The sequence below is a fragment of the Blastococcus sp. SYSU D00669 genome (assembly GCF_054050715.1).
The window spans coordinates 25,051-49,451 of record NZ_JBJGZV010000033.1 but is presented as its reverse complement, the minus strand read 5'-3'; the positions used below and the strand labels follow the sequence as shown (position 1 = coordinate 49,451).

The 24,401-nt window shown below is 74.3% G+C and carries 18 protein-coding genes; 15 read left to right on the top strand and 3 right to left on the bottom strand.

The annotated features are described in order from the left end of the window. Positions 1–94: 94 nt before the first annotated feature. Positions 95–2,560 carry a hypothetical protein gene (locus tag ACI8AF_RS20475; RefSeq protein WP_456541593.1) on the top strand — a complete coding sequence of 822 codons (2,466 nt, stop codon included), beginning with the start codon at positions 95–97 and terminating at the stop codon, positions 2,558–2,560. On the opposite strand, the gene treY is transcribed toward ACI8AF_RS20475, so the two are convergent. Both treY and glgX read right to left on the bottom strand, forming a co-directional pair. After that, a complete protein-coding gene (treY, locus tag ACI8AF_RS20470; RefSeq protein ID WP_456541592.1) occupies positions 2,469–4,823 on the bottom strand; it encodes a malto-oligosyltrehalose synthase in 2,355 nt (784 codons plus the stop codon). The genes ACI8AF_RS20475 and treY overlap by 92 nt on opposite strands. After that, positions 4,820–6,925 carry a glycogen debranching protein GlgX gene (gene glgX / locus ACI8AF_RS20465; protein WP_456541591.1) on the bottom strand — a complete coding sequence of 702 codons (2,106 nt, stop codon included), beginning with the start codon at positions 6,923–6,925 and terminating at the stop codon, positions 4,820–4,822. Before glgX ends, treY begins: the two co-directional genes overlap by 4 nt. A 361-nt stretch (positions 6,926–7,286) precedes the next feature. Here glgX and uvrB point away from each other — a divergent pair, with 361 nt between their 5' ends. From uvrB to ACI8AF_RS20450, 3 genes are all read left to right on the top strand, one after another. Beyond that, positions 7,287–9,410 carry an excinuclease ABC subunit UvrB gene (gene uvrB / locus ACI8AF_RS20460; RefSeq protein WP_456541590.1) on the top strand — a complete coding sequence of 708 codons (2,124 nt, stop codon included), beginning with the start codon at positions 7,287–7,289 and terminating at the stop codon, positions 9,408–9,410. A 414-nt stretch (positions 9,411–9,824) separates the two neighbouring features. Further along, positions 9,825–10,940, top strand: a complete 1,116-nt coding sequence (locus ACI8AF_RS20455) for a TerC family protein (RefSeq protein ID WP_456541589.1) — start codon at positions 9,825–9,827, stop codon at positions 10,938–10,940. Positions 10,941–11,050: 110 nt separating this feature from the next. Beyond that, a complete protein-coding gene (locus ACI8AF_RS20450) occupies positions 11,051–12,154 on the top strand; it encodes a TerC family protein (RefSeq protein ID WP_456541588.1) in 1,104 nt (367 codons plus the stop codon). Positions 12,155–12,161: 7 nt separating this feature from the next. Here the strand turns inward: ACI8AF_RS20450 and ACI8AF_RS20445 are convergent, their stop codons facing one another. Then, on the bottom strand, positions 12,162–13,415 hold the full coding sequence (locus ACI8AF_RS20445) for an amidohydrolase family protein (protein ID WP_456541587.1): 1,254 nt from the start codon (positions 13,413–13,415) through the stop codon (positions 12,162–12,164). A 76-nt stretch (positions 13,416–13,491) separates the two neighbouring features. On the opposite strand from ACI8AF_RS20445, the gene ACI8AF_RS20440 reads away from it, so the two are divergent. The 11 genes from ACI8AF_RS20440 (at position 13,492) to ACI8AF_RS20390 (ending at position 24,393) form a co-directional block, all read left to right on the top strand. After that, positions 13,492–15,558: a S9 family peptidase gene (locus ACI8AF_RS20440; protein WP_456541586.1), complete on the top strand. Its 2,067-nt coding sequence runs from the start codon at positions 13,492–13,494 to the stop codon at positions 15,556–15,558. Further along, positions 15,555–16,553 carry a DUF2891 domain-containing protein gene (locus tag ACI8AF_RS20435; RefSeq protein WP_456541585.1) on the top strand — a complete coding sequence of 333 codons (999 nt, stop codon included), beginning with the start codon at positions 15,555–15,557 and terminating at the stop codon, positions 16,551–16,553. Before ACI8AF_RS20440 ends, ACI8AF_RS20435 begins: the two co-directional genes overlap by 4 nt. Positions 16,554–16,567: 14 nt before the next feature. Then, positions 16,568–17,782 (top strand): alpha-hydroxy acid oxidase, encoded by a 1,215-nt coding sequence (locus ACI8AF_RS20430; protein WP_456541584.1) that lies wholly within the window; start codon positions 16,568–16,570, stop codon positions 17,780–17,782. Positions 17,783–17,862: 80 nt separating this feature from the next. Next, positions 17,863–18,861, top strand: coding sequence for an acetamidase/formamidase family protein (locus tag ACI8AF_RS20425; RefSeq protein ID WP_456541583.1), 999 nt, complete (start codon positions 17,863–17,865; stop codon positions 18,859–18,861). A 14-nt stretch (positions 18,862–18,875) separates the two neighbouring features. Then, positions 18,876–19,625, top strand: coding sequence for an SDR family NAD(P)-dependent oxidoreductase (locus ACI8AF_RS20420; protein WP_456541582.1), 750 nt, complete (start codon positions 18,876–18,878; stop codon positions 19,623–19,625). Positions 19,626–19,726: 101 nt separating this feature from the next. Continuing rightward, positions 19,727–20,713, top strand: a complete 987-nt coding sequence (locus ACI8AF_RS20415) for a winged helix DNA-binding domain-containing protein (RefSeq protein WP_456541581.1) — start codon at positions 19,727–19,729, stop codon at positions 20,711–20,713. A gap of 96 nt (positions 20,714–20,809) precedes the next feature. Next, positions 20,810–21,409, top strand: coding sequence for a DUF4178 domain-containing protein (locus ACI8AF_RS20410; protein WP_456541580.1), 600 nt, complete (start codon positions 20,810–20,812; stop codon positions 21,407–21,409). A 13-nt stretch (positions 21,410–21,422) separates the two neighbouring features. Then, positions 21,423–21,932, top strand: coding sequence for a DUF2617 family protein (locus ACI8AF_RS20405; RefSeq protein WP_456541579.1), 510 nt, complete (start codon positions 21,423–21,425; stop codon positions 21,930–21,932). Further along, on the top strand, positions 21,920–22,336 hold the full coding sequence (locus ACI8AF_RS20400; RefSeq protein WP_456541578.1) for a DUF4247 domain-containing protein: 417 nt from the start codon (positions 21,920–21,922) through the stop codon (positions 22,334–22,336). Before ACI8AF_RS20405 ends, ACI8AF_RS20400 begins: the two co-directional genes overlap by 13 nt. Before the next feature lie 22 nt (positions 22,337–22,358). Continuing rightward, a complete protein-coding gene (locus ACI8AF_RS20395; RefSeq protein WP_456541577.1) occupies positions 22,359–22,829 on the top strand; it encodes a DUF350 domain-containing protein in 471 nt (156 codons plus the stop codon). Positions 22,830–22,833: 4 nt separating this feature from the next. Continuing rightward, positions 22,834–24,393, top strand: coding sequence for a polyamine aminopropyltransferase (locus ACI8AF_RS20390; RefSeq protein ID WP_456541576.1), 1,560 nt, complete (start codon positions 22,834–22,836; stop codon positions 24,391–24,393). Positions 24,394–24,401 lie beyond the last annotated feature (8 nt).

The window sequence follows — 24,401 nt, the reverse complement described above, 5'->3', positions numbered from 1 at the left end:
GGGCCTCCAGAGGTGCGGGATCGCGCCGATCATGCCCCCGTCCCGTGCGGTCAACCCTCGCCGCGGGACGGATCCTGCCGCCAGACTGTCCGCCGTGCCGGCGGAGCGCAGCGACTGGGTCGAGCTGCGCGTGCACGGGGTGAGCGGCACCCCGCCGGACTACATGCTCGGCAGCGCGCACACCGCCCAGGTCGCCGGCGACGACCGCAGCCGGTGCTTCCGCCCCACCGACTCCCGCGGCCGCGAGGTGCCGGCGCCCGACGGGCACGTGCTCGAGGCGTTCCACTGGGGCCGCTGGACCTCCGGGTCGTGGGTGCAGGGGCTGTGGCTGCTGCTCATCCCGTTCGGGATCCTCAACGCCGCCCACCACACGCTCCCGTCCGGTCCGGGCCGTCCCGCCCGCGCGGCGCGGGCGCTGGCCGCCGCGCTGCTGCGCCTGGTCGGGCTCGTCCTCACCGGGCTGTTCGCCCTCGCCACCTGCCTGGTCGTCGTCGACCTGGCCGCCTGGCAGTGGCTGGCGGACCTCGGGCCGGTGCCCGGCTGGCTGGTCGTCGACGTCGCTCTGGCCGTGGCCGCCCTGCTCATCGCCGGCCTCTCCGGGCTCGGGCAGGCCGACACCGGCCGCCGGTACCGGTTCGCCGCCGCCGGCCCGTGCGACCTGGGCCGCGGAGCGGGCGGCCCGGCGGCTCTCGGTGACGCCGCCTTCTTCGACGGCGACCCCGACAACCCGGCGCTGCGGCTGCTGCACCGGGCCGCCGGCCTGCTCGTCGTCGGCTGGCTGGGCCTCTCGGTCGCCGTCGACGCCGGTGTCGGCTGGGCCGCCGTGCCGCGCGGGGGCGTCGCCGTCGTCCTGGCGCTGGTGGCGGCCGCGGTGTCGGTCACGGGCCGGGGGCAGGCCGACGGCCCGGCGCGGTGGCGGTCGGTGGCCGCCGTGGCGGTGCGGGTGCTGTCCTGGGCCGCCGTCCTGCTCGCCCTCGCCGCGCTGGCCGGGGCCGACGTCGACGGCGCCGGTCCGCTGCCCGGGACGACCGTCGCCGTCGCCGTCCTCGTCGTCGCCGGCTTCGGGGGGCTGGCGCTGCTCGTGCTCTCGGTCGCCGTGCTCGCCGCGGCGACCCGGACGGCGGCGCGGGTGCCGCCGCGCCCGTTCCGGCGGTTCGCCGGCGGCCTGGCGGCGGGCCTGGCGGCCTCGATCGGCTGCTACCTCGCCGTCGGGCTGACCGCCGGCCTCACCCTCGGCGTGCAGGGGTTGCTCAACGGGCTCTTCGGCGCGTCCGTGCAGGGCCCGGCGCTGCTGCAGCGGTTCTCGTACGCGTGGGGCGTCACGGCCGCCGTCTTCGCCGTCCTCGGCGGGCTCGCCGCCCCGCGGCTCCGCCGGGACCGCCGCCGGTTCCGCGACCGGGCCGAGGCGGCCATGACCTTCGGCGACCCGCCGGTCCTGCACCTGCCGGCGCGCTGGGTCGCCCGCACGGGCCGCGCGATGCAGACCGCGCGGCTGAAGAACGCGATCCCGCAGGCCCTCGCGGTGTGGACCCTGCTCGGCCTGGTCCTGGCCGGGGCCATCGGCGCGGCGTTCGTCCTCGACCGCGAGCCGCCGGTCCCGCTGGGCCTGCTCACCGGCGCCAGCTCCGCCGCGGGCGGGGCGGTGACCGGGGACGACGTCGTCATCGGGCTGGGGCAGGTCACCCTGCTCGGCATCGCGGCCGCGGCGGTGCTGCTGGCCCGGGGCGCGCTGCGCTCGGAGGGGGCGCGCCGCGGGCTCAACGTCGTCTGGGACGTCGTCGCGTTCTGGCCCCGCGCCAGCCACCCGTTCGTGCCGCCGCCCTACGCGCAGGAGGTGGTGCCCGCGCTGGTCCGCCGGATCTGCTGGCACCTCGGCGTCCCGGACCCGCTGCAGGACACCGGCGCCGACGCCGATCGCCGGGCGGCCCCGGTGCACAACCCCGACCCGGCGCCGGAGGTCGTCGTGGCCGCGCACAGCCAGGGCAGCCTGATCGCGCTGGTCGCGCTGCTGTGGCTGCCGGCGGAGGTGCGCGGCCGCGTCCGCTGGGTCACCTTCGGGTCGCAGCTGCGCAGCGAGTTCGCCCGCGGCTTCCCCCACTACGTGACCGTCGACCTGCTGCGCGAGGTCGCCGCCGCCTTCCGCTGGGTGAGCCTCTACCGCGACACCGACCCGGTCGCCGGTCCGGTCACCAGCTGGGACCACAGCCCCGACGGCGGCCCGCTCACCTCCCGCCGGATGAGCGACCCCGACCGCGCGCTGCCCGACTGGCTGGACCCTGACACGGGCCGGCGGGTCTGCGGCGACGAGTGGCGGCTGCTCGACCCGGTGCCCGGGGACCTCGCCCTGCAGACCCGCGCCGTGACCGGCCCCGGCGGCCACGGCGGCTACTGGACCGACCCCGACTGGCCGCTTGCGCTGGACGTCGTCCGGGGCCGGGTCCCCGACGGGCGGGTCCCGCGCGCCCGGGTCAGTCGCGGGCCAGCAGCGCCACCGGCAGCCGGCCGAGCACCTCACCCAGCGGTGCCCCGTCAGCGGCGGACACCACCCGGGACCCGGTGAGCACGTCCCGCCAGGCGCCCGTGGGCAGCTGCAGCGCGGTGTCGCCCCAGCCGCCCGCCGCGGCCAGCGCCACCGGCAGCCGGGTCGCCACGGTCACCGCGCCGCCGCGGTCGAAGGCGACGACGTGGTCGGCCGCCGACCCGCTCGCCGCGACCGGCTCGTAGCCGGTGAACCACCCGGGGTCGTCCCGGCGGGCCCGCAGCGTGCGGGAGACCACCAGCAGCTTGGCCGCGCCGCCGTCGTCGAGCAGCGGCAGCTGCCCGGCGTCGAGGGCGGCCAGCAGCGACCGGCGCCGGTCGTAGTCGACCGGGCGGCGGTTGTCGGGGTCGACCAGCGAGAGGTCCCACAGCTCGGTGCCCTGGTAGACGTCGGGGACGCCGGGCATGGTCAGCTGCAGCAGCTTCTGCGACAGCGAGTTCGACCGGCCGAACGGCGCGATCCGCTCCACGAACTTGTGGATCCGCGCCGCGACGGCCTCGTCGTCGTAGGCGGCGTCGACGAGGGCGTGCAGCTGCTCCTCGAACTCCTGCACCGGGTTGGTCCACGTCGTCGACGTCCCGGCCTCGCGGGCGGCCTTCTCGACGTAGGCGTGCGCCCGCTCTTGCGACAGCGGCCAGGCGCCGACCAGGTTCTGCCAGACCAGGTGCGCCAGCGACCGGTCGGCCAGCGGGTGGCGGGACAGCAGCCAGCGCACCGTGTCCGCCCACTCGGTGGGGATCTCGGCGAGCACGGCCAGCCGGGCGCGCACGTCCTCGCTGCGCTTGGTGTCGTGCGTCGACAGCGTCGTCATCGACACCGGCTTGCGCTGCTGCCGCCGTACCTGTGCCTCGTGGAACTCCTCGACCGTGCTGCCGAACCGGGCGGGGTCGCCGCCGACCTCGTTGAGCGCCACGAACCGCGCCCACCGGTAGTAGGCGGAGTCCTCCACGCCCTTGGCCATGACCGGGCCGCTGGTCTGCTCGAACCGGGTCGCCGCCTCGGTGCCGGCCTGCGCCAGCACCGGGTGCAGCGCGTCGACGGCGGTCACCAGGTCGGGCCGCCGGTCGCGCACCGCGGCCACCGTGGCGTCGAGGTGCTCGCGGCCGTCGGGGAGGTAGCTGCGGTACACCGGGAACGAGGCCAGCAGCTCGGCGAGCGCCTCGCGGACCTGCTCGGCGTCCACGCCCTGCAGGTCGCCGACCACCCGCTGCAGGCGGGCGACCTCCGAGCCGAGCATCCCGTCGGTGACCTCGCGCTTGCAGTCGTGCACCAGCTGCGCGTAGTCGACCGGGCGGCCGGCCAGCTCGGTGTCCAGGGCGGTCAGCGCGGCCTCGCCCGCCGGGTCGACGAGGACGTCGTCCACCTCGGCCAGCGCGTCGTAGCCGGTGGTGCCGGCGGTCGCCCAGCTCTCCGGCAGCTCCTCGCCGGGCTCGAGGATCTTCTCCACGACCGTCCACCGGCCGCCCGACGCCTCGGCCAGGCGCTCCAGGTAGCCCTTCGGGTCGGCCAGGCCGTCGGGGTGGTCGATCCGCAGCCCGTCGACCTTGCCCTCGCCGACGAACCGGAGCACCAGCTCGTGCGTCGCGTCGAAGATCGCCGGGTCCTCGACGCGCAGGCCGGCCAGGGTGTTGATCGCGAAGAACCGGCGGTAGTTGAGCTCGTCGTCGGCCCGGCGCCAGTCGACCAGCTCGTAGTGCTGGCGGGCGTGGACCTCCTGCGGCGTCCCCTCCCCGGTGCCCGGGGCGATCGGGAAGCGGTTGTCGTAGTAGCGCAGCTCGCCGTCGGTGCTGCCCCCACCCGCCCCGCCGACGACCTCGAGCTTGTCGACGTCGCCAGCCGACCCCAGCACGGGGATGCGGACCCTGCCGCCGCCGAACTCCCAGTCGATGTCGAACGCGCCGGCGTGCGCGCTGTCCCGGCCGTGCTGCAGCACGTCCCACCACCACGGTGCGGCGGCCGGGTCGGCCACGCCCATGTGGTTGGGCACGAGGTCGAGCACCAGCCCGAGCCCGTGCTCGTGCAGCGCCTCGACGAACCGGTCGAAGCCCGCCTGCCCGCCGCGGGCCTCGTCGACGTGCGCGTGGTCCACGGTGTCGTAGCCGTGGTTGCTGCCCTCGGCCGAGCGCAGCAGCGGCGACGCGTAGGCGTGGGTCACGCCCAGGTCGGCCAGGTATCCCGCCACCGCGGCGGCGTCGTCGAGGGTGAACCCGGCGTGCACCTGCAGCCGGTAGGTGGCCGACGGGACCCCGCGACGGCGCTCGGTGCCGTTCCCCGGCCCGGTCACGGCGCGGCGCGCAGCACGACGGTGGCGCGGGCGCCGACGGTCACCGTCTCGCCGGGCTTGACCTCGTCGGGCTCCAGCTCGCCGCGCTCGGCGGTGTCGAGGACGACGGTCCACGCGGCGGCGTACTCGCTGGTGGGCAGCGTGAACTCCATCGGCTCGTGGTGGGCGTTGAACGCCAGGTAGAAGCAGTCGTCGAGGATCGGCTCGCCCCGCTCGTCGGTCTCGCGGATGCCGTGCCCGTTGAGGTACATGGCCAGCGACTTGGCGAAGCCGACGTCCCAGTCGTCGTCGCCCATGGGATCGCCGTCCGGCGTCAGCCAGGCCACTTCGGGCAGCGGGGAGCCCTCCTCCCGGCGCACCGGCCGGCCGGAGAGGAACCGGCGCCGGCGGAACACCGGGTGCTCGGTGCGCAGCCGGATCACGGTCTTCGTGAACTCGAGCAGGCTCTCGTCGACGGACTCCCAGTCCATCCAGGTGAGCTCGGAGTCCTGGCAGTAGCCGTTGTTGTTGCCGTTCTGGCTGCGGCCGATCTCGTCGCCGTGCAGCAGCATCGGCACGCCCTGGCTGAACAACAGCGAGGCGAGGAAGTTGCGCTGCTGCCGGGCGCGCAGCGCCAGCACCTTCGGGTCGTCGGTCGGGCCCTCGACGCCGCAGTTCCAGCTGCGGTTGTGGCTCTCGCCGTCGTTGTTCCCCTCGCCGTTGGCCTCGTTGTGCTTCTCGTTGTAGGAGACCAGGTCGCGCAGCGTGAACCCGTCGTGCGCGGTGACGAAGTTGATGCTCGCCACGGGGCGCCGGCCGGAGTGCTGGTACAGGTCGGACGAGCCGGTGATCCGGCTGGCGAACTCGCCGATGGTCGCGTCCTCGCCGCGCCAGAAGTCGCGGACGGTGTCGCGGTACTTGCCGTTCCACTCGGTCCACAGGGACGGGAAGTTGCCGACCTGGTAGCCGCCGTCACCGACGTCCCACGGCTCGGCGATCAGCTTGACCTGGCTGACGACGGGGTCCTGGTGCACCAGGTCGAAGAACGCCGACAGCCGGTCGACCTCGTGGAACTGGCGGGCCAGCGTCGAGGCGAGGTCGAAGCGGAAGCCGTCGACGTGCATCTCGGTGACCCAGTAGCGCAGCGAGTCCATGATCAGCTGCAGCGACTGCGGGGTGCGGACGTTGAGCGAGTTCCCGGTGCCCGTGGTGTCCATGTAGTACTGCAGGTCGTCCTCGACCAGCCGGTAGTAGGCCCGGTTGTCGATGCCCTTGAACGACAGCGTCGGGCCCATGTGGTTGCCCTCGGCCGTGTGGTTGTAGACGACGTCGAGGATGACCTCGATGCCGGCCTCGTGCAGGGCCCGCACCATGCCCTTGAACTCCTGCACCTGCTGGCCGTCGGTCGCCGTCGCGTACTCGTTGTGCGGCGCGAAGAAGCCGATCGTGTTGTAGCCCCAGTAGTTGCGCAGGCCCTTCTGCAGGAGGGTGTCGTCCTGCACGAACTGGTGCACCGGCATCAGCTCGATCGCGGTGATCCCGAGTTCCTGGAGGTGCTCGATGATCGCCGGGTGCGCCACCGCCGAGTAGGTGCCGCGGATCTCCTCGGGGATCCGCGGGTGGGTCATCGTCAGGCCCTTCACGTGGGCCTCGTAGATGACGCTCTTGTGGTACGGGATCCGCGGCGGGCGGTCCACGCCCCAGTCGAAGTACGGGTTGACGACGACGGACTTCGGCATGTGCGGCGCCGAGTCGTCGTCGTTGCGCTCGCCGGTGCCGAAGCGGTACCCGAAGCAGGCCTCGTCCCAGTCGACCTGGCCGTCGATGGCCTTGGCGTAGGGGTCGAGCAGCAGCTTGTTCGGGTTGCAGCGCAGCCCCTGCTCGGGGTCGTAGGGGCCGTGCACGCGGAAGCCGTAGCGCTGCCCGGGCTGGATGCCGGGCAGGAAGGCGTGCCAGACGTAGCCGTCCATCTCCTCGAGGACGATGCGCTCCTCGGTGCCGTCCTCGTCGAACAGGCACAGCTCGACCCTCTCGGCCACCTCGCTGAAGATCGCGAAGTTGGTGCCGGTGCCGTCGTACGTGGCACCCAGCGGGTAGGCGGTGCCGGGCCACACCTGTGTCATGCGGGTCGTTCCTCCTGCGGTGGCCCTCCGGGGAGAGGGCAGTGGCCTCCCTCCCCGGACTGGGGGAGGAGGTCGGTACGGGGCTCGCGGGGCGCTGTGCCCGGGTCGAGCCTCCCGCACACCTGGATCGGCCGGAGGAGAGCGGGGTCACCCGCAGGAACGAGAGAGCGGCGCCCACCGGGGTCCGACCTCGCCCGGCCGGGCCGGGTGGCGCTGGTCCCCGGCGGGCACCGCTGCTGCGACAGGGAACCTAGGGGGAGGGGGCGGGGAGGACAAGTAGCCGGGACGGTCCACCCCGTCCCGCCGGCACCAGGCCGCTCAGCCACCCGTTCTGTCACACCGGCGACGTACCGTCGTCCCCGTGCGCGCGCAGACCGACATCCGGCCCACCGCGGGGCGATTCCGCGTGGTCAGCGAGTTCGAGCCCTCGGGCGACCAGCCGACCGCGATCAAGGAGCTCGCCGAACGCGTCAACGCCGGGGAGAAGGACGTCGTCCTCCTCGGCGCCACCGGTACCGGCAAGTCCGCGACCACCGCGTGGCTGGTCGAGCAGGTCCAGCGCCCGACGCTGGTCATGGCGCCGAACAAGACCCTCGCCGCGCAGCTGGCCAACGAGTTCCGCGAGCTGTTCCCCGACAACGCCGTCGAGTACTTCGTCTCGTACTACGACTACTACCAGCCCGAGGCGTACGTCCCGCAGACCGACACCTACATCGAGAAGGACTCCTCGATCAACGAGGAGGTCGAGCGGCTGCGGCACTCGGCGACGATGAGCCTGCTCACCCGCCGCGACGTGATCGTCGTCGCCACCGTCTCCTGCATCTACGGCCTGGGCACCCCGCAGGAGTACGTCGACCGGTCGCTGCGCATCCGGGTGGGGGAGTCCCACGACCGCGACGACCTGCTGCGCACGCTGGTCACCGAGCAGTACACCCGCAACGACCTCTCCTTCACCCGCGGCACGTTCCGGGTCCGCGGCGACACGATCGAGATCTTCCCGGTGTACGAGGAGCTCGCCGTCCGCGTCGAGATGTTCGGCGACGAGGTCGAGCGGCTGTACTACCTGCACCCGCTCACCGGCGAGGTGGTCCGCGAGGTCGAGGAGATCTTCGTCTTCCCGGCCACCCACTACGTCGCCGGCCCCGACCGCATGGAGCGGGCGATCCGCGGCATCGAGGCGGAGCTGGAGCAGCGGCTGGCCGAGCTGGAGCGGCAGGGCAAGCTGCTGGAGGCGCAGCGGCTGCGCATGCGCACCACCTACGACATCGAGATGATGCGCCAGGTCGGGTTCTGCTCCGGCATCGAGAACTACTCGCGGCACATCGACGGCCGGGCCGCCGGCAGCGCCGGCTCCTGCCTGCTCGACTACTTCCCCGACGACTTCCTGCTGGTCATCGACGAGTCGCACGTGACCGTGCCGCAGATCGGCGGCATGTACGAGGGCGACATGAGCCGCAAGCGGACGCTGGTCGAGCACGGCTTCCGGCTGCCCTCCGCGATGGACAACCGGCCGCTGCGCTGGGAGGAGTTCCAGGACCGGATCGGCCAGACGGTCTACCTCTCCGCCACCCCCGGCCCTTACGAGCTGGGCCGCTCCGGCGGCGAGTTCGTCGAGCAGGTCATCCGGCCGACCGGCCTGGTCGACCCCGAGGTCGTGGTCAAGCCGACCAAGGGTCAGATCGACGACCTCGTGCACGAGATCCGGCTGCGCACCGAGCAGGACGAGCGGGTGCTGGTCACCACGCTCACCAAGAAGATGGCCGAGGACCTCACCGACTACCTCCTCGAGCTGGGCATCAAGGTGCGCTACCTGCACTCCGAGGTCGACACCCTGCGCCGGGTGGAGCTGCTTCGCGAGCTGCGGCAGGGCGAGTACGACGTCCTCGTCGGCATCAACCTGCTGCGCGAGGGCCTCGATCTGCCCGAGGTGTCGCTGGTCGCGATCCTCGACGCCGACAAGGAGGGCTTCCTCCGCTCCGGCACGTCGCTGATCCAGACCATCGGCCGTGCGGCGCGCAACGTCTCCGGCCAGGTGCACATGTACGCCGACACGATCACGCCGTCGATGGCGACCGCGATCGAGGAGACCAACCGCCGGCGCGAGAAGCAGATGGCCTACAACCGCGAGCGCGGCATCGACCCGCAGCCGCTGCGCAAGAAGATCGTCGACATCCTCGACGGCATCTACCGCGAGGCCGAGGACGGCAGCGCCGAGCTGGTCGGCGGTTCCGGCCGGCAGCAGTCCCGCGGCAAGGCGCCGGTGCCGGGGCTGTCGTCGAAGAAGGCCGCCGCGTCCAAGGGCAAGGCGGGCGCCATCGACGTCCAGGGGCTGCCGCGCAACGAGCTGGCCGACCTCATCACGCAGATGAACGACCAGATGCTCGCCGCCGCCCGCGAGCTGCAGTTCGAGGTCGCCGCCCGCCTGCGCGACGAGCTGGCCGAGCTGAAGAAGGAGCTGCGCCAGCTGGACGCGGCGCACGCCTGAGGCGCCCGGCCCCGTCCAGGGGCTCGCCCCGAGCGTGCGAGGGGTGAGGGGGACGGGGTGATTCCACCATCCCCGGGGTGACGCCGAATGCGCCGCAGGCGCACACCACCCGGGGGCGGGCTACCGGTACGCCGGTCCGGAATCGCGACTCGCTGGCGGACGTGCCGGACGCGGCACCGGATCAGGCCGGGAACTCATCCGGACGGCGGCGCGTTGCACGCCTCGGACCCACGGGAACGCGAGGGCGATGACGCCTGCCCGCTCCCGGTGGTCCGCACGTGGAGGGGAGTATCCCGACGCGGCGGCGTCGTCAGTACGGGACCTGGTGGTCCCCGGCCCGCCGGCCGCCCGACGAGGGGCGGTGGGAGAGACCTCCGGTCGCTGACGCACGCCAGTCACCGGAGGTATCGCCGCATGGATGTCCCCTTCTGGGTGTGGGCCGTCACGGTCGGCGCCGTGGTCGCGATGGTCGTGTTCGACCTGCTCGGCCACCGCCGCCCGCACGAGCCCACCCTCCGCGAGTCGGCGATCTGGTCGATCGCCTACGTCGCCATCGCCGTCGTCTTCGGCCTGCTGGTCTGGGTCTTCTACGGAGGCCAGTACGGCGGGGAGTACTTCGCCGGCTACATCACCGAGAAGAGCTTGTCGGTCGACAACCTCTTCGTCTTCGTGCTGATCATGTCCAGCTTCGCGGTGCCCCGGGCGCTGCAGCAGAAGGTCCTGCTCTACGGGATCGTGTTCGCGCTGGCCCTGCGCACCCTGTTCATCTTCGTCGGCGCGGCCGCGATCGAGCAGTTCAGCTGGGTCTTCTACCTGTTCGGCGCCTTCCTCATCTGGACGGCGGTCGCCCAGGCGCGCGGCGGGCACCAGGGGCAGGAGGAGTACCACGAGAACGGCGTGCTGCGGTTCACCCGCCGCTTCCTGCCGACCACCGACGAGTACCACGGTGACAAGCTCACGACCCGGATCGACGGCAAGCGCCTGATCACCCCGCTCGCCGTCGCGCTGGTCGCCATCGGCAGCGCCGACATCCTGTTCGCGGTCGACTCGATCCCGGCGATCTTCGGGCTCACCCAGGAGACGTTCCTGGTCTTCGCGGCCAACGCGTTCTCGCTGCTGGGCCTGCGCCAGCTGTACTTCCTCATCGACGGCCTGCTCGACCGGCTGGTCTACCTGCACTACGGGCTGGCGGTGATCCTCGGCTTCATCGGGGTCAAGCTGCTGATCCACGCCCTGCACACCAACGAGCTGCCGTTCCTCAACGGCGGTGAGCACGTCACCGTGATCCCCGAGATCCCCACCTGGCTCTCGCTCACGGTCATCCTGCTCACGCTGCTGGTCACCACCGTCGCCAGCCTCGCCAAGGACCGCCGGGACCGCGCCCGCGCGGTGACGGGGGCGCGCACCTTGCCCGCGCCGGCGACGTCCGCCCCCGTCCCGGACGGCCAGCCGGCCGGCGACGGGACCCTTCGCGGGGACGACGACCTGCCCGACGACGTCCCCGCCGGGGCCGGGGGCACCCGCACCTGATGGATCAGCTCCGCCGGGGGTATGGAGCCCCCGGCGGAGCCCCCGCACACCCGACCACCCCGCCCCGGCGCCTCGGCGCCCGCAGCGCCCGGCACTTAAGGTGAGGACCCGTGGAGCAGCTCCCCGTCTGGTTCGAGGTCTCGACGTTCGTGGGGCTGACGGTCCTGCTGCTCGCCGACCTCGCCATCGTCGCCCGTCGCCCGCACGAGCCCTCCATCAAGGAGGCGAGCCTGTGGGTGAGCTTCTACGTGGCGCTGGCCCTGCTCTGGGGCGTGCTGTTCCTGCTGGTCACCGATGCGACCCGGGCCACGGAGTTCTACGCCGGCTGGCTCACCGAGTACTCGCTGTCGGTCGACAACCTGTTCGTCTTCGTGATCATCATGGCCCGCTTCCGGGTGCCCAGGCACCTGCAGCAGGAAGCGCTGATGGTCGGCATCATCATCGCGCTCGTCCTGCGCGGCATCTTCATCCTGCTGGGCGCGGCGATCATCGCCCGGTTCAGCTGGGTGTTCTACATCTTCGGCGTCTTCCTCGTGTACACGGCGATCAACCTCGTCCGGCACCGCGGCGAGGAGGACGACTACGAGGAGAACGCACTCATCCGGCGGATGCGCAAGGTCCTGCCGATCACCCAGGACTTCGAGGGCGCCAAGATCCGGGTCACCCGCGACGGGAAGAAGTACTGGACGCCGATGATCGTCGTCTTCCTCGCCCTGGGGACGACGGACCTGATCTTCGCCCTCGACTCCATCCCCGCGATCTTCGGCCTCACCCGCGAGGCGTTCATCGTGTTCACCGCGAACGTCTTCGCGCTGATGGGCCTGCGGCAGCTCTACTTCCTGCTCGGCGGCCTGCTCAAGCGGCTGGTCTACCTGTCGCTGGGCCTGGCGGTGATCCTCGCCTTCATCGGCGTCAAGCTGGTGCTCGAGGCCCTGCACGAGAACACGCTGCCGTTCATCAACGGCGGCGAGCACATCGAGTCGGTGCCCACGATCCCGATCTGGCTGTCGCTGACGGTGATCCTCGGCGTCCTGCTGATCGCCACGGTGGCCAGCCTGGTGAAGACCCGGGGGCAGTTCGTCTCCGCCGAGGAGCCGGTGGTCGAGCCCGAGGAGGCCGAGCGGATCCCCTCGCGCGGGCCCGAGGCGCTGGCCGAGGCCGAGCCGCACATCGCCGCGACCGACGAGGACCCGGCAGGGGAGCGGCGGGGCTGACCCGCCGCTACAGCCGGTCGCGAGGCGGCGCGACGCCCGTCTCCACGGTCGCGCCGCCCGCGGCGACCAGCTGCCCGTCGCGGTAGACCTCGCGCACCCGGCCGGCCAGCCCGGTCAGGTCGGGCAGGGCGCCGTCGAGCACCACCAGGTCGGCGACCTTGCCGGGCTCGAGGCTGCCGTAGCCGTTCTCGACCCGCAGCAGCCGGGCCGCCTCGAGCGTCGTGGCCCGCCAGACCTCCTCGGGACTCATGCCCACCCCGGCCATGAGCGCCAGCTCGCCGAGGTTCGACCCGTGCGGGCCGACCCCCGTGTCGGTGCCCATCGCGATGCGCACGCCGGCCTCCGCCGCCCGCGCCACCGAGGCGTCGTGCACCTTCTGCACCGCGACCGCCTTGGCCAGCATCGCCTCCGGCAGCGCCGCGCCGGCCGCCACCGCGTCGAGCACCGCGCGCGGCGCCGACAGCGTCGGCACCAGCCAGGTGCCCCGCTCGAGCATGAGGTCGATCGCCTCGTCGTCGAGGAAGATGCCGTGCTCGATCGACCGGATCCCGGCGCGGACGGCGGCCTTGATCCCGGCCGTGCTCTGCGCGTGCGCCATCACCGCGATCCCGGCGGCCTCGGCCTCCTCCACGAGGACGTCGAGCTCGGCCCGGCGGAAGTGCGGGTGCTGCGGGTCGTCGCGGGCGGAGAGGACTCCGCCGCTGGTGGCCACCTTGAGGACGTCGGCGCCGGCGCGCACCAGCTCGCGGACCGTGCGGCGCATCTCGTCCGGACCGTCGACGACCGTCCGCGGCCGGCCGGGGTGCGGCTGCAGGTGGGGGAGGTCGGCCCCGCAGACGTGCCAGCCGTCGCCGTGGCCGCCGGTCTGGCTGATCATGCTGATCGAGATCTGCATCCGCGGGCCGGCGATCAGGCCGTTGCGCACCGCCTCGGCGACCCCCAGGTCGGCGCCGCCGGCATCGCGCACGTGCGTGAAGCCCTGCGCCAGGGTGCGGCGCAGGTTGTGCACCGCCTCGTAGAACGCGTAGCTGAACGGCGTCTGCAGCTGCCGCAGCACGTCGACCCCGCTCATCATCACGTGCACGTGGCAGTCGAAGAACCCGGGGAGCACCGTCGCGCCGGTGCAGTCGACCGCCTCGTCGCCGTCCAGCCCGAGGCCCACCTCGACCACCCGGCCGTCCTCCACCACCACGTCGGCCCGGGCCGCCGGGCTGCCCGCGCCGTCGAAGACCTGCCCACCGGTGAACACGCGCCGAGTCACAGGGAGGAGGCTACGGCTCACCCGTTAGCGGTGCTCAGGATCCGCCTCGACCGCCGACTGGGTTAGCGTCGCCGTCGTGCGGCCGACCGACCTCTCGCTGTTGCGGATCCCCGGCGTGCCGACGGTGTCGCCGGACGGCCGGATCGCCGTCGTCGCCGTCACCCGGCTCGACCTCGACGCCGACGAGTACCGCGGCCAGCTGTGGGCGGTGCCGACCGACGGCTCCGCCCCGGCCCGCCCGCTCACCTCCGGCGGGCGCGACAGCGCCCCGGCGTTCTCGCCGGACGGCCGCTGGCTGGCCTTCCTGTCGGCGGCGCCCGGCGGCCGGCCCCAGGTGCAGGTGCTGCCGACCTCCGGCGGGGCGGCGCGCACGCTCACCGACTGCCCGCTCGGCGCCGGCGCCCCGGTGTGGTCGCCCGACTCGCGCCGGCTGGCCTTCGTCGCCCGCGTGCCGGAGGAGGGTCGCTACGGCACCGTCGAGGGCGTCGGCCCGGAGGCCGAGCCGCCGCGGCTGATCACCACGTTCCAGTTCCGGCGGGACGCCGTCGGCTTCGTGACCGACCGGCGCAGCCAGCTGTTCGTCGTCGCGCTGCCCGACGACGGCGGGGACGACGCGGCGGCACCCCCGCGGCCGGTGCAGGTGACGACCGGCGACGCCGACTGCACCGACGTCGCCTGGAGCCCCGACGGCACCGAGCTCGCGTTCGTCTCCGCCCGGCACGAGCGGGCCGACCGCGACCTGGTCACCGACGTGTACGCCGTCCGCCCCGACGGCACGCAGCTGCGCCGGATCACGCAGTCGCAGGGCGACTGCTCCCGGCCGGTGTGGGACCGCACCGGCCGCACGCTCTACCTCACCGCCGTCCCCGACCTCGGGCCGGACGGGCTCGGCTTCGTCGGCAGCCAGGCCACCCTGTGCCGGGTCGACGCGGCGGGCGGCCCGCTGGAGCCGCTGCTCGACCCCGAGGAGCACCACCGCGGCGACGAGACTCCGACGACGGTGCTGGTCGACGGCGCGGCGCTGTTCGGCGTCGAGCGCCGCGGGGCGGTCGAGCTGCTCCGCGTGCCGCTCGACGGCGGCGACCCGGTGGCGCTGGTCGACGGCCCGTTCACCGTCCGCGGCTTCGCCGCCGGCGGTGGCGTCGTCGTCGCCACGGTCGCCCACGACCGGTCGGCCGGCGAGCTCATCGCCCTCACGCCGGGACGGCGCCGGTTGCTCACCGGCTTCGGCCGCGAGCTGGGCGCCACCGGCCGGGTGCACCGGATGGAGGAGCGGACGGCGACGGCGCCCGACGGATACCCGGTCCACGGCTGGGTCACCGTGCCCGCCGGCCCGGGGCCGCACCCGGTGCTGCTGACCGTCCACGGCGGCCCGTTCGCGCAGTACGGCTGGACGCTGTTCGACGAGACGCAGACCTACGTGTCGGCCGGCTACGCGGTCGTGCAGTGCAACCCGCGCGGCTCGTCGGGCTACGGGCAGGCGCACGGCCGCTCGATCCAGGGCCGCTGGGGGACGCTCGACGCCGACGACGTCCTGGCCTTCCTCGACGCCGCGCTGGAGGACCCCCGGCTGGACGCCTCCCGGGTGGGCATCATGGGCGGCTCGTACGGCGGCTACATGACCACGCTGGTCCTCGGCCGCACGACGCGGTTCGTCGCCGGGATCAGCGAGCGGGCTTTCGTCGACCCGGTCAGCTTCGTCGGCTCGTCGGAAGTCGGGTGGTTCTTCCCCGACCAGTACCTCGGCACCGACCCCGAGCGGATCGCGGCGCAGAGCGCCATGACGGGCGTCGACCGGATCGAGACGCCGACGCTGGTCATCCACTCCGAGGAGGACTGGCGCTGCCCGGTCGAGCAGGGCCTGCGGCTCTACGTCGCGCTGAAGCGGCGCGAGGTCCCCACCGAGCTGCTGCTGTTCCCCGGCGAGGGGCACGAGCTGACCCGCTCCGGCCGCCCCAAGCACCGGCTGGCCCGGCTGGAGCACGTGCTGCGCTGGTGGGCCCGCTGGCTGCCGACGGCGGCGAACGGCGGGACGGTGGAGCTGCCGCCGGCCGCCGCGGGTCGGGCGGGGGACGACACGGTCGACACCGGCGAGCCGGTCGACCCGGCGCCGCTGACCGTGCGCTCCACCCGGGTGCCGTGACCGGGCTGCGGGCGGTCGCCGGGGAGCTGGCGGCGACGGCGCTGCGCACCGTCCGCGCCGAGTACCCGTACGACCTGCGCGTGCTCTACACGGCTCCGGGCGCCGCCCCCGAGCGGCCGCGGGACCGCCACCCCGCCTTCTACGGCAGCTACGACTGGCACTCCGCCGTCGAGATGCACTGGGTGCTGCTCCGCCTGCTGCGCCGGTTCCCCGACGAGGTCGACACCGGGGCCGTCCGGGCGGTGCTCGACGAGCACCTGACACCGGGCGCCCTCGCCACCGAGACGGCCCACCACCGGGCGAACCCGGGTGCGCAGCGGCCGTACGGCTGGGGCTGGGCGCTGACCCTGCACGAGGAGGCGGCGGCCTGGCCGGGCGCCGCGCCCTGGACGGCGGCGCTCCAGCCGCTCGCCGACCACTTCCTCGACGCCCTGGCGGCCTGGCTGCCGCGCGCGCCCTACCCGGTGCGGCACGGCGTCCACCCGAACAGCGCCTTCGGCCTGGTCCGGTCGCTGCCGTCGGCCCGGCGCCGGGCGGCGGACGGCGACGACCGCGCGCTGAGTGCCGTCGAGGACGCCGCCCGCCGCTGGTTCACGGACGACGCGGACGCGCCGGTGCGCTGGGAGCCCTCGGGCGCGGACTTCCTCTCGCCGGTGCTCACCGAGGCCGTGCTGATGGCCGAGGTGCTGCCGGCCGACGAGTTCGGGCCCTGGCTGGCGCGCTACCTGCCCGGCCTCGCGGACCGGCCGCTGTTCGAGCCCGCGGTGGTGGCCGACTCCTCCGACGGGCAGACGGCGCACCTGCACGGGCTGAACCTCAGCCGTGCCTGGGCGCTGCGCCGGCTGGCCGCCCACGCACCGGCCGCGCGGGAGCTGCTCCTCGACACCGCCCGCCGGCACGCCGAGCCGGAGCTGGCGGAGGTGAGCGGCAGCGACTACGTGGTGGAGCACTGGCTGGCCGCCTACGCCCTGCTCTACCTGGACGAGGACCTCTGAGGCAGGGTGGGGCCGTGGTCCAGCGACGGGTCCCCAGGTGGGCGGAGTTCGCCGAGCTGGTGCGGCCGCGCCGGCTGCCCGGCGACGCGACCGACCGCCGGCTGGCCCGGGCGGCCACCGTCGGCGACCTGCGCGAGCAGGCCCGTCGCCGCGTGCCGCGGGCGGTCTTCGACTACACCGACGGCGCCGCGGGCGCGGAGGTCTCGCTGCGCCGGTCGCGCGAGGCGTTCGAGCGGGTCGAGTTCTTCCCGGGCGTGCTGCGCGACGTGAGCGTGGTGGACCCGTCGACGACGATCCTGGGCGCGCCGTCGTCCCTGCCGCTGGTGTTCGCGCCGACGGGCTTCACGCGGCTCATGCACACCGAGGGGGAGTGCGCCGTCGGCCGGGTGGCCGAGCGGACCGGCATCCCGTACGCGCTGTCGACCATGGGGACGACGTCGGTCGAGGCGCTCGCCGAGGCCGCGCCCGGCGCCCGCAGGTGGTTCCAGCTCTACCTCTGGCGCGACCGCGAGGCCAGCTCGGGGGTCGTCGAGCGGGCGAAGGCGGCGGGCTACGAGGCGCTGGTGCTCACCGTCGACACCCCGGTCGCCGGGCCGCGGCTGCGCGACGTCCGCAACGGCTTCTCGATCCCGCCGGGGCTGACGCTGCGGACGGTCGCCGACGCCGCCGTCCACCCGCGGTGGTGGATCGACCTGCTGACCACCCCGCCGCTGGAGTTCGCCTCGCTGAACTCGTGGGGCGGCACGATCGCCGAGCTCGTCGACCGGGTCTTCGAGCCCGCGGCGACCCTGGCCGACGTGGCCGGCCTGCGCGGGGCCTGGCCGGGCCCGCTGGTCGTCAAGGGCGTGCTGACGGTGGACGACGCTCGCGCCGTCGTCGACGCGGGCGCGGACGCCGTCGTCGTCAGCAACCACGGCGGCCGCCAACTCGACCGCTCGGTCACCCCGCTCGAGCAGCTGCCGGCGATCGTGCACGCGGTCGGCGACCGGGCGGAGGTGTACCTGGACAGCGGGGTCCTCGACGGGGCCGACGTCATGGCCGCCGTGGCGATGGGCGCCCGCGCGTGCCTGGTCGGCCGGGCCTACCTGTACGGGCTCATGGCCGGCGGCGAGCGCGGCGTCCAGCGGGTGGCGGACATCCTCACCCGGGAGATCTCGCGCACGATGCAGCTCCTGGGCGTCCGGACCGCGGCGGAGCTGACGACGGGACACGCGCGCCTGCGTCCCTGAGCCGTTGCCGCGGCGGCCCCCGCAGGGCCCGGCGCGAGGTACGGGCGGCGGGGGGCGAGGGGGTCCTTCTAGGGTGCGGCATGGACGTCGTCGAGGTCGTGCCCACGTTCGAGCAGTACGCGTTCACCTTCGGCGGCGTGGCGCCGCTGCGGACGGTCGCGCCGGGCACCGCGCTGCGGCTGTGGTCGGACGACGCGTTCTGCGGCGCCCTGCGGAAGGTCACCGACCTCTCGAGCGAGAAGGTCGACCTGCGCTACGTCAACCCGCAGACCGGGCCCTTCTACGTGGCGGGCGCCGAGCCCGGCGACACCCTCGCGCTGCACTTCGTCGCCATGGAGCCGGCCCGCGACTGGGGCGCCTCGGCGGCGATCCCGTTCTTCGGCGGGCTGACCAGCACCGACCGGACGGCGACCCTGCAGGACGCGCTGCCCGACACCACCTGGATCTACGAGCTGGACCGGGCGCGGGGCACCGTCACGTTCGCCGCCCGGCACAGCGAGCTCTCGGTGGAGCTGCCCGTCGCGCCGATGCTCGGCACCGTCGGCGTGGCGCCGCCCGGCGGCGAGGTGCGCAGCTCGCTGGTGCCCGAGCGGTTCGGCGGCAACATGGACACCCCGCAGATGCGGCCGGGCACCACCTGCTACCTCGGCGTCAACGTCGAGGGCGCGCTGTTCTCGGTCGGCGACGGCCACTACCGCCAGGGCGAGGGCGAGGCCTGCGGCACCGCCGTCGAGGGGGCCATGACCACGACGGTGGTCGTCGAGCTGGTGAAGGGAGGCGCACCGGCCTGGCCGCGGCTGGAGGACGACACCCACTGGATGACCGTGGGTTCCAGCCGGCCGCTGGAGGACGCCTGGCGGATCGGCCAGGTCGAGCTGGTGCGCTGGTTCGAGGAGCTCTACGGCCTGCACCCGATGGACGCCTACCAGCTGCTCTCGCAGATCACCGAGGTGCCGATCGCCAACGTCGTCGACGCCAACTACAGCGCCGTGGTCAAGGCGGCCAAGGCGCTGCTGCCCCCCGCGGTCGCCTACGGCGGCCTGCACGCCGAGCTGCGCGCCCGCGCTGCCTCCCTCTGACCCAGGAGAACGACATGGACCTCCAGCTCACCGGCTCGCGCGTGCTCGTCACCGGCGGCACCCGGGGCATCGGGCGGGCGATCGTCGAGGTGTTCGCCGCCGAGGGCGCCGCCGTCGAGTTCTGCGCCCGCGACGCGGCCGAGATCGAGGTGACCGAGAAGGCGGTGCCCGGCGCCCGCGGGGTGCAGCTCGACGTCCGCGACGGCGACGCGCTCGTCGCGTGGGTCGACGAGGCGGCCGCCCGGCTCGGCGGCCTCGATGCCGTCGTCGCCAACGTCAGCGCCATCGCGGTCCCCGACACCGAGGAGAACTGGTACACGGGGTTCGAGACCGACCTGATGCACACGGTCCGGCTCTCGAAGGCCGCGCTCCCGTACCTGGAAGCGAGCAGCAACGGGTCGATCGTGGCCATCTCCAGCGTCTCCGGACGCGAGGCCGACTTCGCCGCCGGCCCCTACGCCACCATGAAGACGGCCATCGTCGGTTACATCGCCGGGCTGGCGTTGCAGCTCGCCGGCCGTGGCGTGCGGGCGAACGTCGTCTCCCCGGGCAACACCTACTTCGAGGGCGGCTTCTGGCACGGCGCCGAGCAGAACCTCCCCGACCTGTACGCGCAGGTCCTCGCCGCCAACCCGACCGGCCGGATGGGAACGCCCGAGGAGGTGGCCAAGGCGGTCGTCTTCATCTCCAGCCCGGTCTCCAGCTTCACCACCGGGACGCACCTCGTGGTGGACGGCGCCGTCACGCGCGGGATCCAGCTCTGAGCGACGTCCTCGGCCCGCGGGCCCTCGGTCGCGCGACCCTCGCCCGGCAGCTGCTGCTGGAGCGGGTCGCGCGACCGGCGGAGCGCGCGCTCGAGGACCTCGTGGGGCTGCAGGCGCAGGTGCCCCGGGTGCCGCACCTCGCCCTCTGGGACCGGCTGGACGGCTACGAGCCGGCCTCGCTCGACGCGCTGCTGGTGACCCGGCGGGCGGTCCGCACCCAGCTGATGCGGACGACGATCCACCTGGTCACGGCCGCCGACGCCCTGGCGCTGCGCCCGCTGTTCCAGCCGGTCCTCGACCGCACCGTGGCGAGCACCGCCTGGGGCCAGCGGCTGCGCGGGCAGGACGTCACCGCGCTGCTGGCCGAGGCCGCCGTCCTGCTGGCCGAGCGCCCGATGGGCCGGGCGGAGCTGACCCGCGCGCTCGCGCAGCGGCACCCGGACGTCGACGCCGAGGCGGTCGCCTTCGTCGTCAGCTACCGGGTGCCGTGGGTGCAGCCGCCGCCCCGCGGCACCTGGACCGGCACCGGTGCCGCGGTGATGGCGCCGACCGCGGCATGGCTGGGGGAGGGGACCGGCCCGGCGTCGGTCGACGACGTCGTGCTGCGCTACCTCGCCGCGTTCGGCCCGGCCACGGTGCGCGACGTCCAGGCGTGGTGCGGCCTGACCCGCCTGGGCGAGGTGGTGGACCGGCTCGGCCCGCGGCTGCGGCGGTTCCGCACCCCGGACGGCGCCGAGCTCGCCGACGTCCCCGGCGCCCCGCGGCCCCACCCGGACACCCCCGCGCCCGCCCGGTTCCTGGCCGAGTACGACAACGCGACCCTCGGCTACGCCGACCGGTCCCGGGTGGTGGCCGACGCCGACCACGTGCTCCTCGAGGGCGGCCCCGGGGGCTGGACCGGGACGGTCCTCGTCGACGGCCGGGTGTCCGCGACGTGGGCGGCGCGGCGGGACGGCGACGCGACGGTGCTGCACGTGCGCCCCTCGCTGCCGCTGACCGGGCCGCAGCGCGACGAGCTGGCCGTCGAGGGCGCCCGCCTGCTCGCCTTCCTCGCCCCGGACCGCCGCCACGACCTGCGGATCGGGTGACCGCGCCCGCCCGTGCGGACGGATGCCCAGCCGGCCGCCGGGAGGCGATACGGTTCCGCCGTCCCCCCTCCGACGACCGCAGGAGACGCCCGCTCGATGACCGAGGTGCTGCTCGTCGTCCTGGCGCTGGCCGTGGTGATCGGCGTGGTCGTGGTGGTCCTCCGGGCCCGCCGCGCCCGCTCCACCCCGCCGCCGCGCCGGGTCGACCCGCTGGCCGACCAGCCGGAGCTCTACGACCCGCACAAGATCGGCCCGGGTGACGTGATCACCTACGCCGGGATCGACCACGTCGTGCGGGGGACGATCACCCTCGAGGAGGGCGGCGTCACCTGGCGCGAGCACCTCCTCGACGGCTCGACCGGTCGCCGCTGGCTCACCGTGGAGGACGACGAGGGCGACCTCGAGATGACCCTGTGGATGCGCCGCGAGGGCACGAACCTCACGCCGGGCGGCGACGTCGTCCTCGACGACCGCGTGCACCGCCAGGTCGAGCGCGGCCGGGCGCGGTACACCGCGGAGGGCACCACCGGCACCGCGCCCAGCGGGGTCATGGACTACGCCGACTACAAGACCGCCGACGGCACCGGCCTGATCGCCTTCGAGCGCTGGGCGGACACCCAGTCCTGGGAGGTCTCCACGGGGCGCGCGGTCTCCCTCGGCGAGCTGATCGTCTACCACCGGACGCCCGAGGCATGACCGTGCACCTCCTATGACCCTGCACCTCTTGGACATCGCGCCGCGCGACGTCCGCGCCGACGCGCTCGGCCTCGTCCTCGACGCCCCCGCCCCCGAGGCGCTGGCCGAGCTCACGCTGTCCGACGGCCGCGGCGGCTCGCTGACCCTCGGCGTGCTCGGCGCCTCGCACGTGGTGACGGCGTCGGTGCCGGGCGCCGTCCTGACCGAGCAGGTCTCCTGCGACGCGGTCGCCGCCGGCGGCACGCGGCTGCCCCGCTCGGCGCGCTCGGGCGCGCACCGGCTCTCCTCGGAGACCCGCGAGGTGCCGCGCGCCGCGCTCGAGGCGGAGGCCCGGCGGCTGCACCGGCTCGCCGAGACCGACCCGGCCTGGCTGTGCGGGGCCTTCCCGGGGGCGGACGCCGCCGTCACCGCGCTCACCGCCGCGGCCCTGCCCGAGGGCGGCTGGGAGTGGGAGAGCTGGCACCTGTACCCGGGGGAGGAGCACGGCGTGGTCGTGACGACGAGAAGCCGGTGGACGCCGTGAGGGCGCGCCGCTGGGCAGGGGCGCTCCTGGTCGCCCTCGTGCTGCTGGCCGGCTGCGCCGGGAGCGACACCCAGGTGCGCGGCTACCTCGACGACGCGTTCGGCAACGGCACCGGGTCGGGCGACACCCGCACGTACTCCTCGCCGGACCCGGTGGGCACCGTGACCGCCCGCATCGCCGACGCGGTCCGGCCGGCGGCCCGCGCGGCCGACGGCGGCAACGAGTACCTGCGATACGACGACGACATCGTGACGGTCAGCCCGGCGGCGAGCGGCAGCAGCATCCGCGTCGAGGACCTGGACCGCCGCTACCGCAGCGGCTTCTTCGCCTACCTGGGCCCGGGCTTCACGCCGGGCTCGCCCGCCGGCGGCGCCTCCGACGGCGGCCCCGGGGACACCAAGTGACCAGCTCTCGTAGGAGGAATGCGTGACCGCGACCGTGCAGGCCCTCGACTTCGGGTCGGTCGACGTCGGGCTGCTGGGCGACGGCATCGTGGCCACGTTGCTCTACTTCGTCGTCGGCTTCCTGATCCTGGCCCTCGGGTTCGCGGTGCTCGACCTGCTGACGCCGGGCAACCTGCGCGCGCAGGTCTACACCGACCGCAACCCCAACGCGGCGGTGCTGCTCGCCGGCAACCACCTCGCGCTGGCGCTGATCGTGGTGACGGCGATCATGACCAGCGACGAGGAGCTGGGGCTGGCGACGGGCCTGATCGACACCCTGGTCTACGGCCTGGTCGGGATCGCGCTGCAGGCTGTCGCGCTGCGGCTGCTCGACGCGTTCGTCCCCGGCCACCTGCGCAACCTCGTCAACGAGCCGCGGCTGTGCGGCGCGAGCTGGGCGGTCGCCGCGAGCCTGCTGGCCATCGGCGCGGTGAACGCCGCCTCGCTGTCCTGAGCCGGTGACCGCGACCGTCGCGCGGGCGCCGGCGCCGGCCCGCGTCCGGCTCCTCCGGCCGCTGCTGCTGGCCGCGGTGGCGGTCTGCGCGGCCTGCGGGCTGGTCTACGAGCTGGTCCTGCTCACCCTCTCGACCAGCCTGGCCGGCGGCGGGATCACCCAGACCTCGCTCATCGTGGCCGGCTACGTCGCGGCGCTGGGCGTCGGCGCGCTGCTGGTCAAGCCGTTCCTCGGGCGGGCGGCGGCGACGTTCGTCGCGGTGGAGATCCTGCTCGGCGTCCTGGGCGGGATCTCCGCGGTCACCCTCTACGTCTCGTTCTCGTTCTACGGGACCAGCTGCGGGGTGCTCGTCGCGGCGACCGCCGTCCTGGGCGTGCTGGTCGGGGCCGAGGTCCCGCTGCTGATGACGCTGCTGCAGTCGGGCCGCAGCGGCCTCGACGCGCGGACCTCCGGCTCGCTGCTGGCCGACCTCAACGCCGCCGACTACGCCGGCGCGCTGCTCGGCGGGCTGGCCTGGCCGTTCGTGCTGCTGCCCCTGACCGGGCTGGTGCGCGGGGCCGCGGTCACCGGCATGGTGAACCTGGCGGCGGCCGCGGTGGTCGCCGTCTTCCTGCTGCGCCCGCAGCTGGGCCGGTGGGCCCGCCGCGGGTCCGCGGCGGCGCTGCTGCTGGCCGCCGCGCTGCTGGGCGCGCTGCTCGTGCAGGCCGACGACATCGAGGTCACCGCGCGCCAGCGGCTGTACGCCGACCCGATCGTGGCCGCGGAGCACTCGGCGTACCAGGAGGTCGTGCTCACCGAGCGCGGCGACGACCTGCGCCTCTACCTGGACGGCGACCTGCAGTTCTCCAGCGTCGACGAGCACCGCTACACCGAGGCGCTGGTGCACCCGGTGCTGGCCGGCGACCCGCGGCGGGTGCTCGTGCTGGGGGGCGGCGACGGGCTGGCCGCCCGGGAGGTCCTGCGGCACCCCTCGGTCCGGGAGGTGGTGCAGGTCGAGCTCGACCCCGCGGTGCTGGACCTGGCCCGCACGCGGCTCGCCGAGCTCAACGCGCACGCCCTGGACGACCCGCGCGTGCAGGTGGTCGTGGAGGACGCCTTCCGCTGGCTGCGGGACGCGCCGGCCGAGCCGTTCGACGCCGTCGTCGTCGACATGCCCGACCCCGACACCCCGGCGCTCGGGCGGCTGTACTCGACGGAGTTCTACGGGCTGGTGTCGACCGTGCTGGCCCCCGGCGGGCTGGTCGTCGTGCAGTCCGGCAGCCCGTACTCCACGCCCACGGCCTACTGGCGGACGGTCAGCACGCTCGAGTCGGCCGGGTTCGGCGTCACGCCGTACCACGTGCACGTGCCGAGCTTCGGCGACTGGGGCTTCGCGCTGGCCGCCGTGGGCAGCCCGCCGTCGCTCGCGCTGTCGCCGTCCGCCCCGGCGCTGCGCTCGCTGGACGACGCGACCCTGCAGGCCGCCGGGGTGTTCCCGCCCGACCGGCCGCGGCAGTCGCTGGCGCCGTCCACCCTGGACCGCCCGCGGATCGTCGACGACGTGCGGCAGGGCTACGTCGGCTGAGTAACGTG

Bases quoted from the DNA above. Each gene is read 5' to 3' on its own strand.
- ACI8AF_RS20455 (WP_456541589.1), top strand. From the start codon at position 9,825: ATGGATGTCCCCTTCTGGGTGTGGGCCGTCACGGTCGGCGCCGTGGTC.
- glgX (WP_456541591.1), bottom strand. From the start codon at position 6,925: ATGACACAGGTGTGGCCCGGCACCGCCTACCCGCTGGGTGCCACGTAC.
- ACI8AF_RS20405 (WP_456541579.1), top strand. From the start codon at position 21,423: ATGACCCTGCACCTCTTGGACATCGCGCCGCGCGACGTCCGCGCCGAC.
- ACI8AF_RS20420 (WP_456541582.1), top strand. From the start codon at position 18,876: ATGGACCTCCAGCTCACCGGCTCGCGCGTGCTCGTCACCGGCGGCACC.
- ACI8AF_RS20410 (WP_456541580.1), top strand. From the start codon at position 20,810: ATGACCGAGGTGCTGCTCGTCGTCCTGGCGCTGGCCGTGGTGATCGGC.
- ACI8AF_RS20425 (WP_456541583.1), top strand. From the start codon at position 17,863: ATGGACGTCGTCGAGGTCGTGCCCACGTTCGAGCAGTACGCGTTCACC.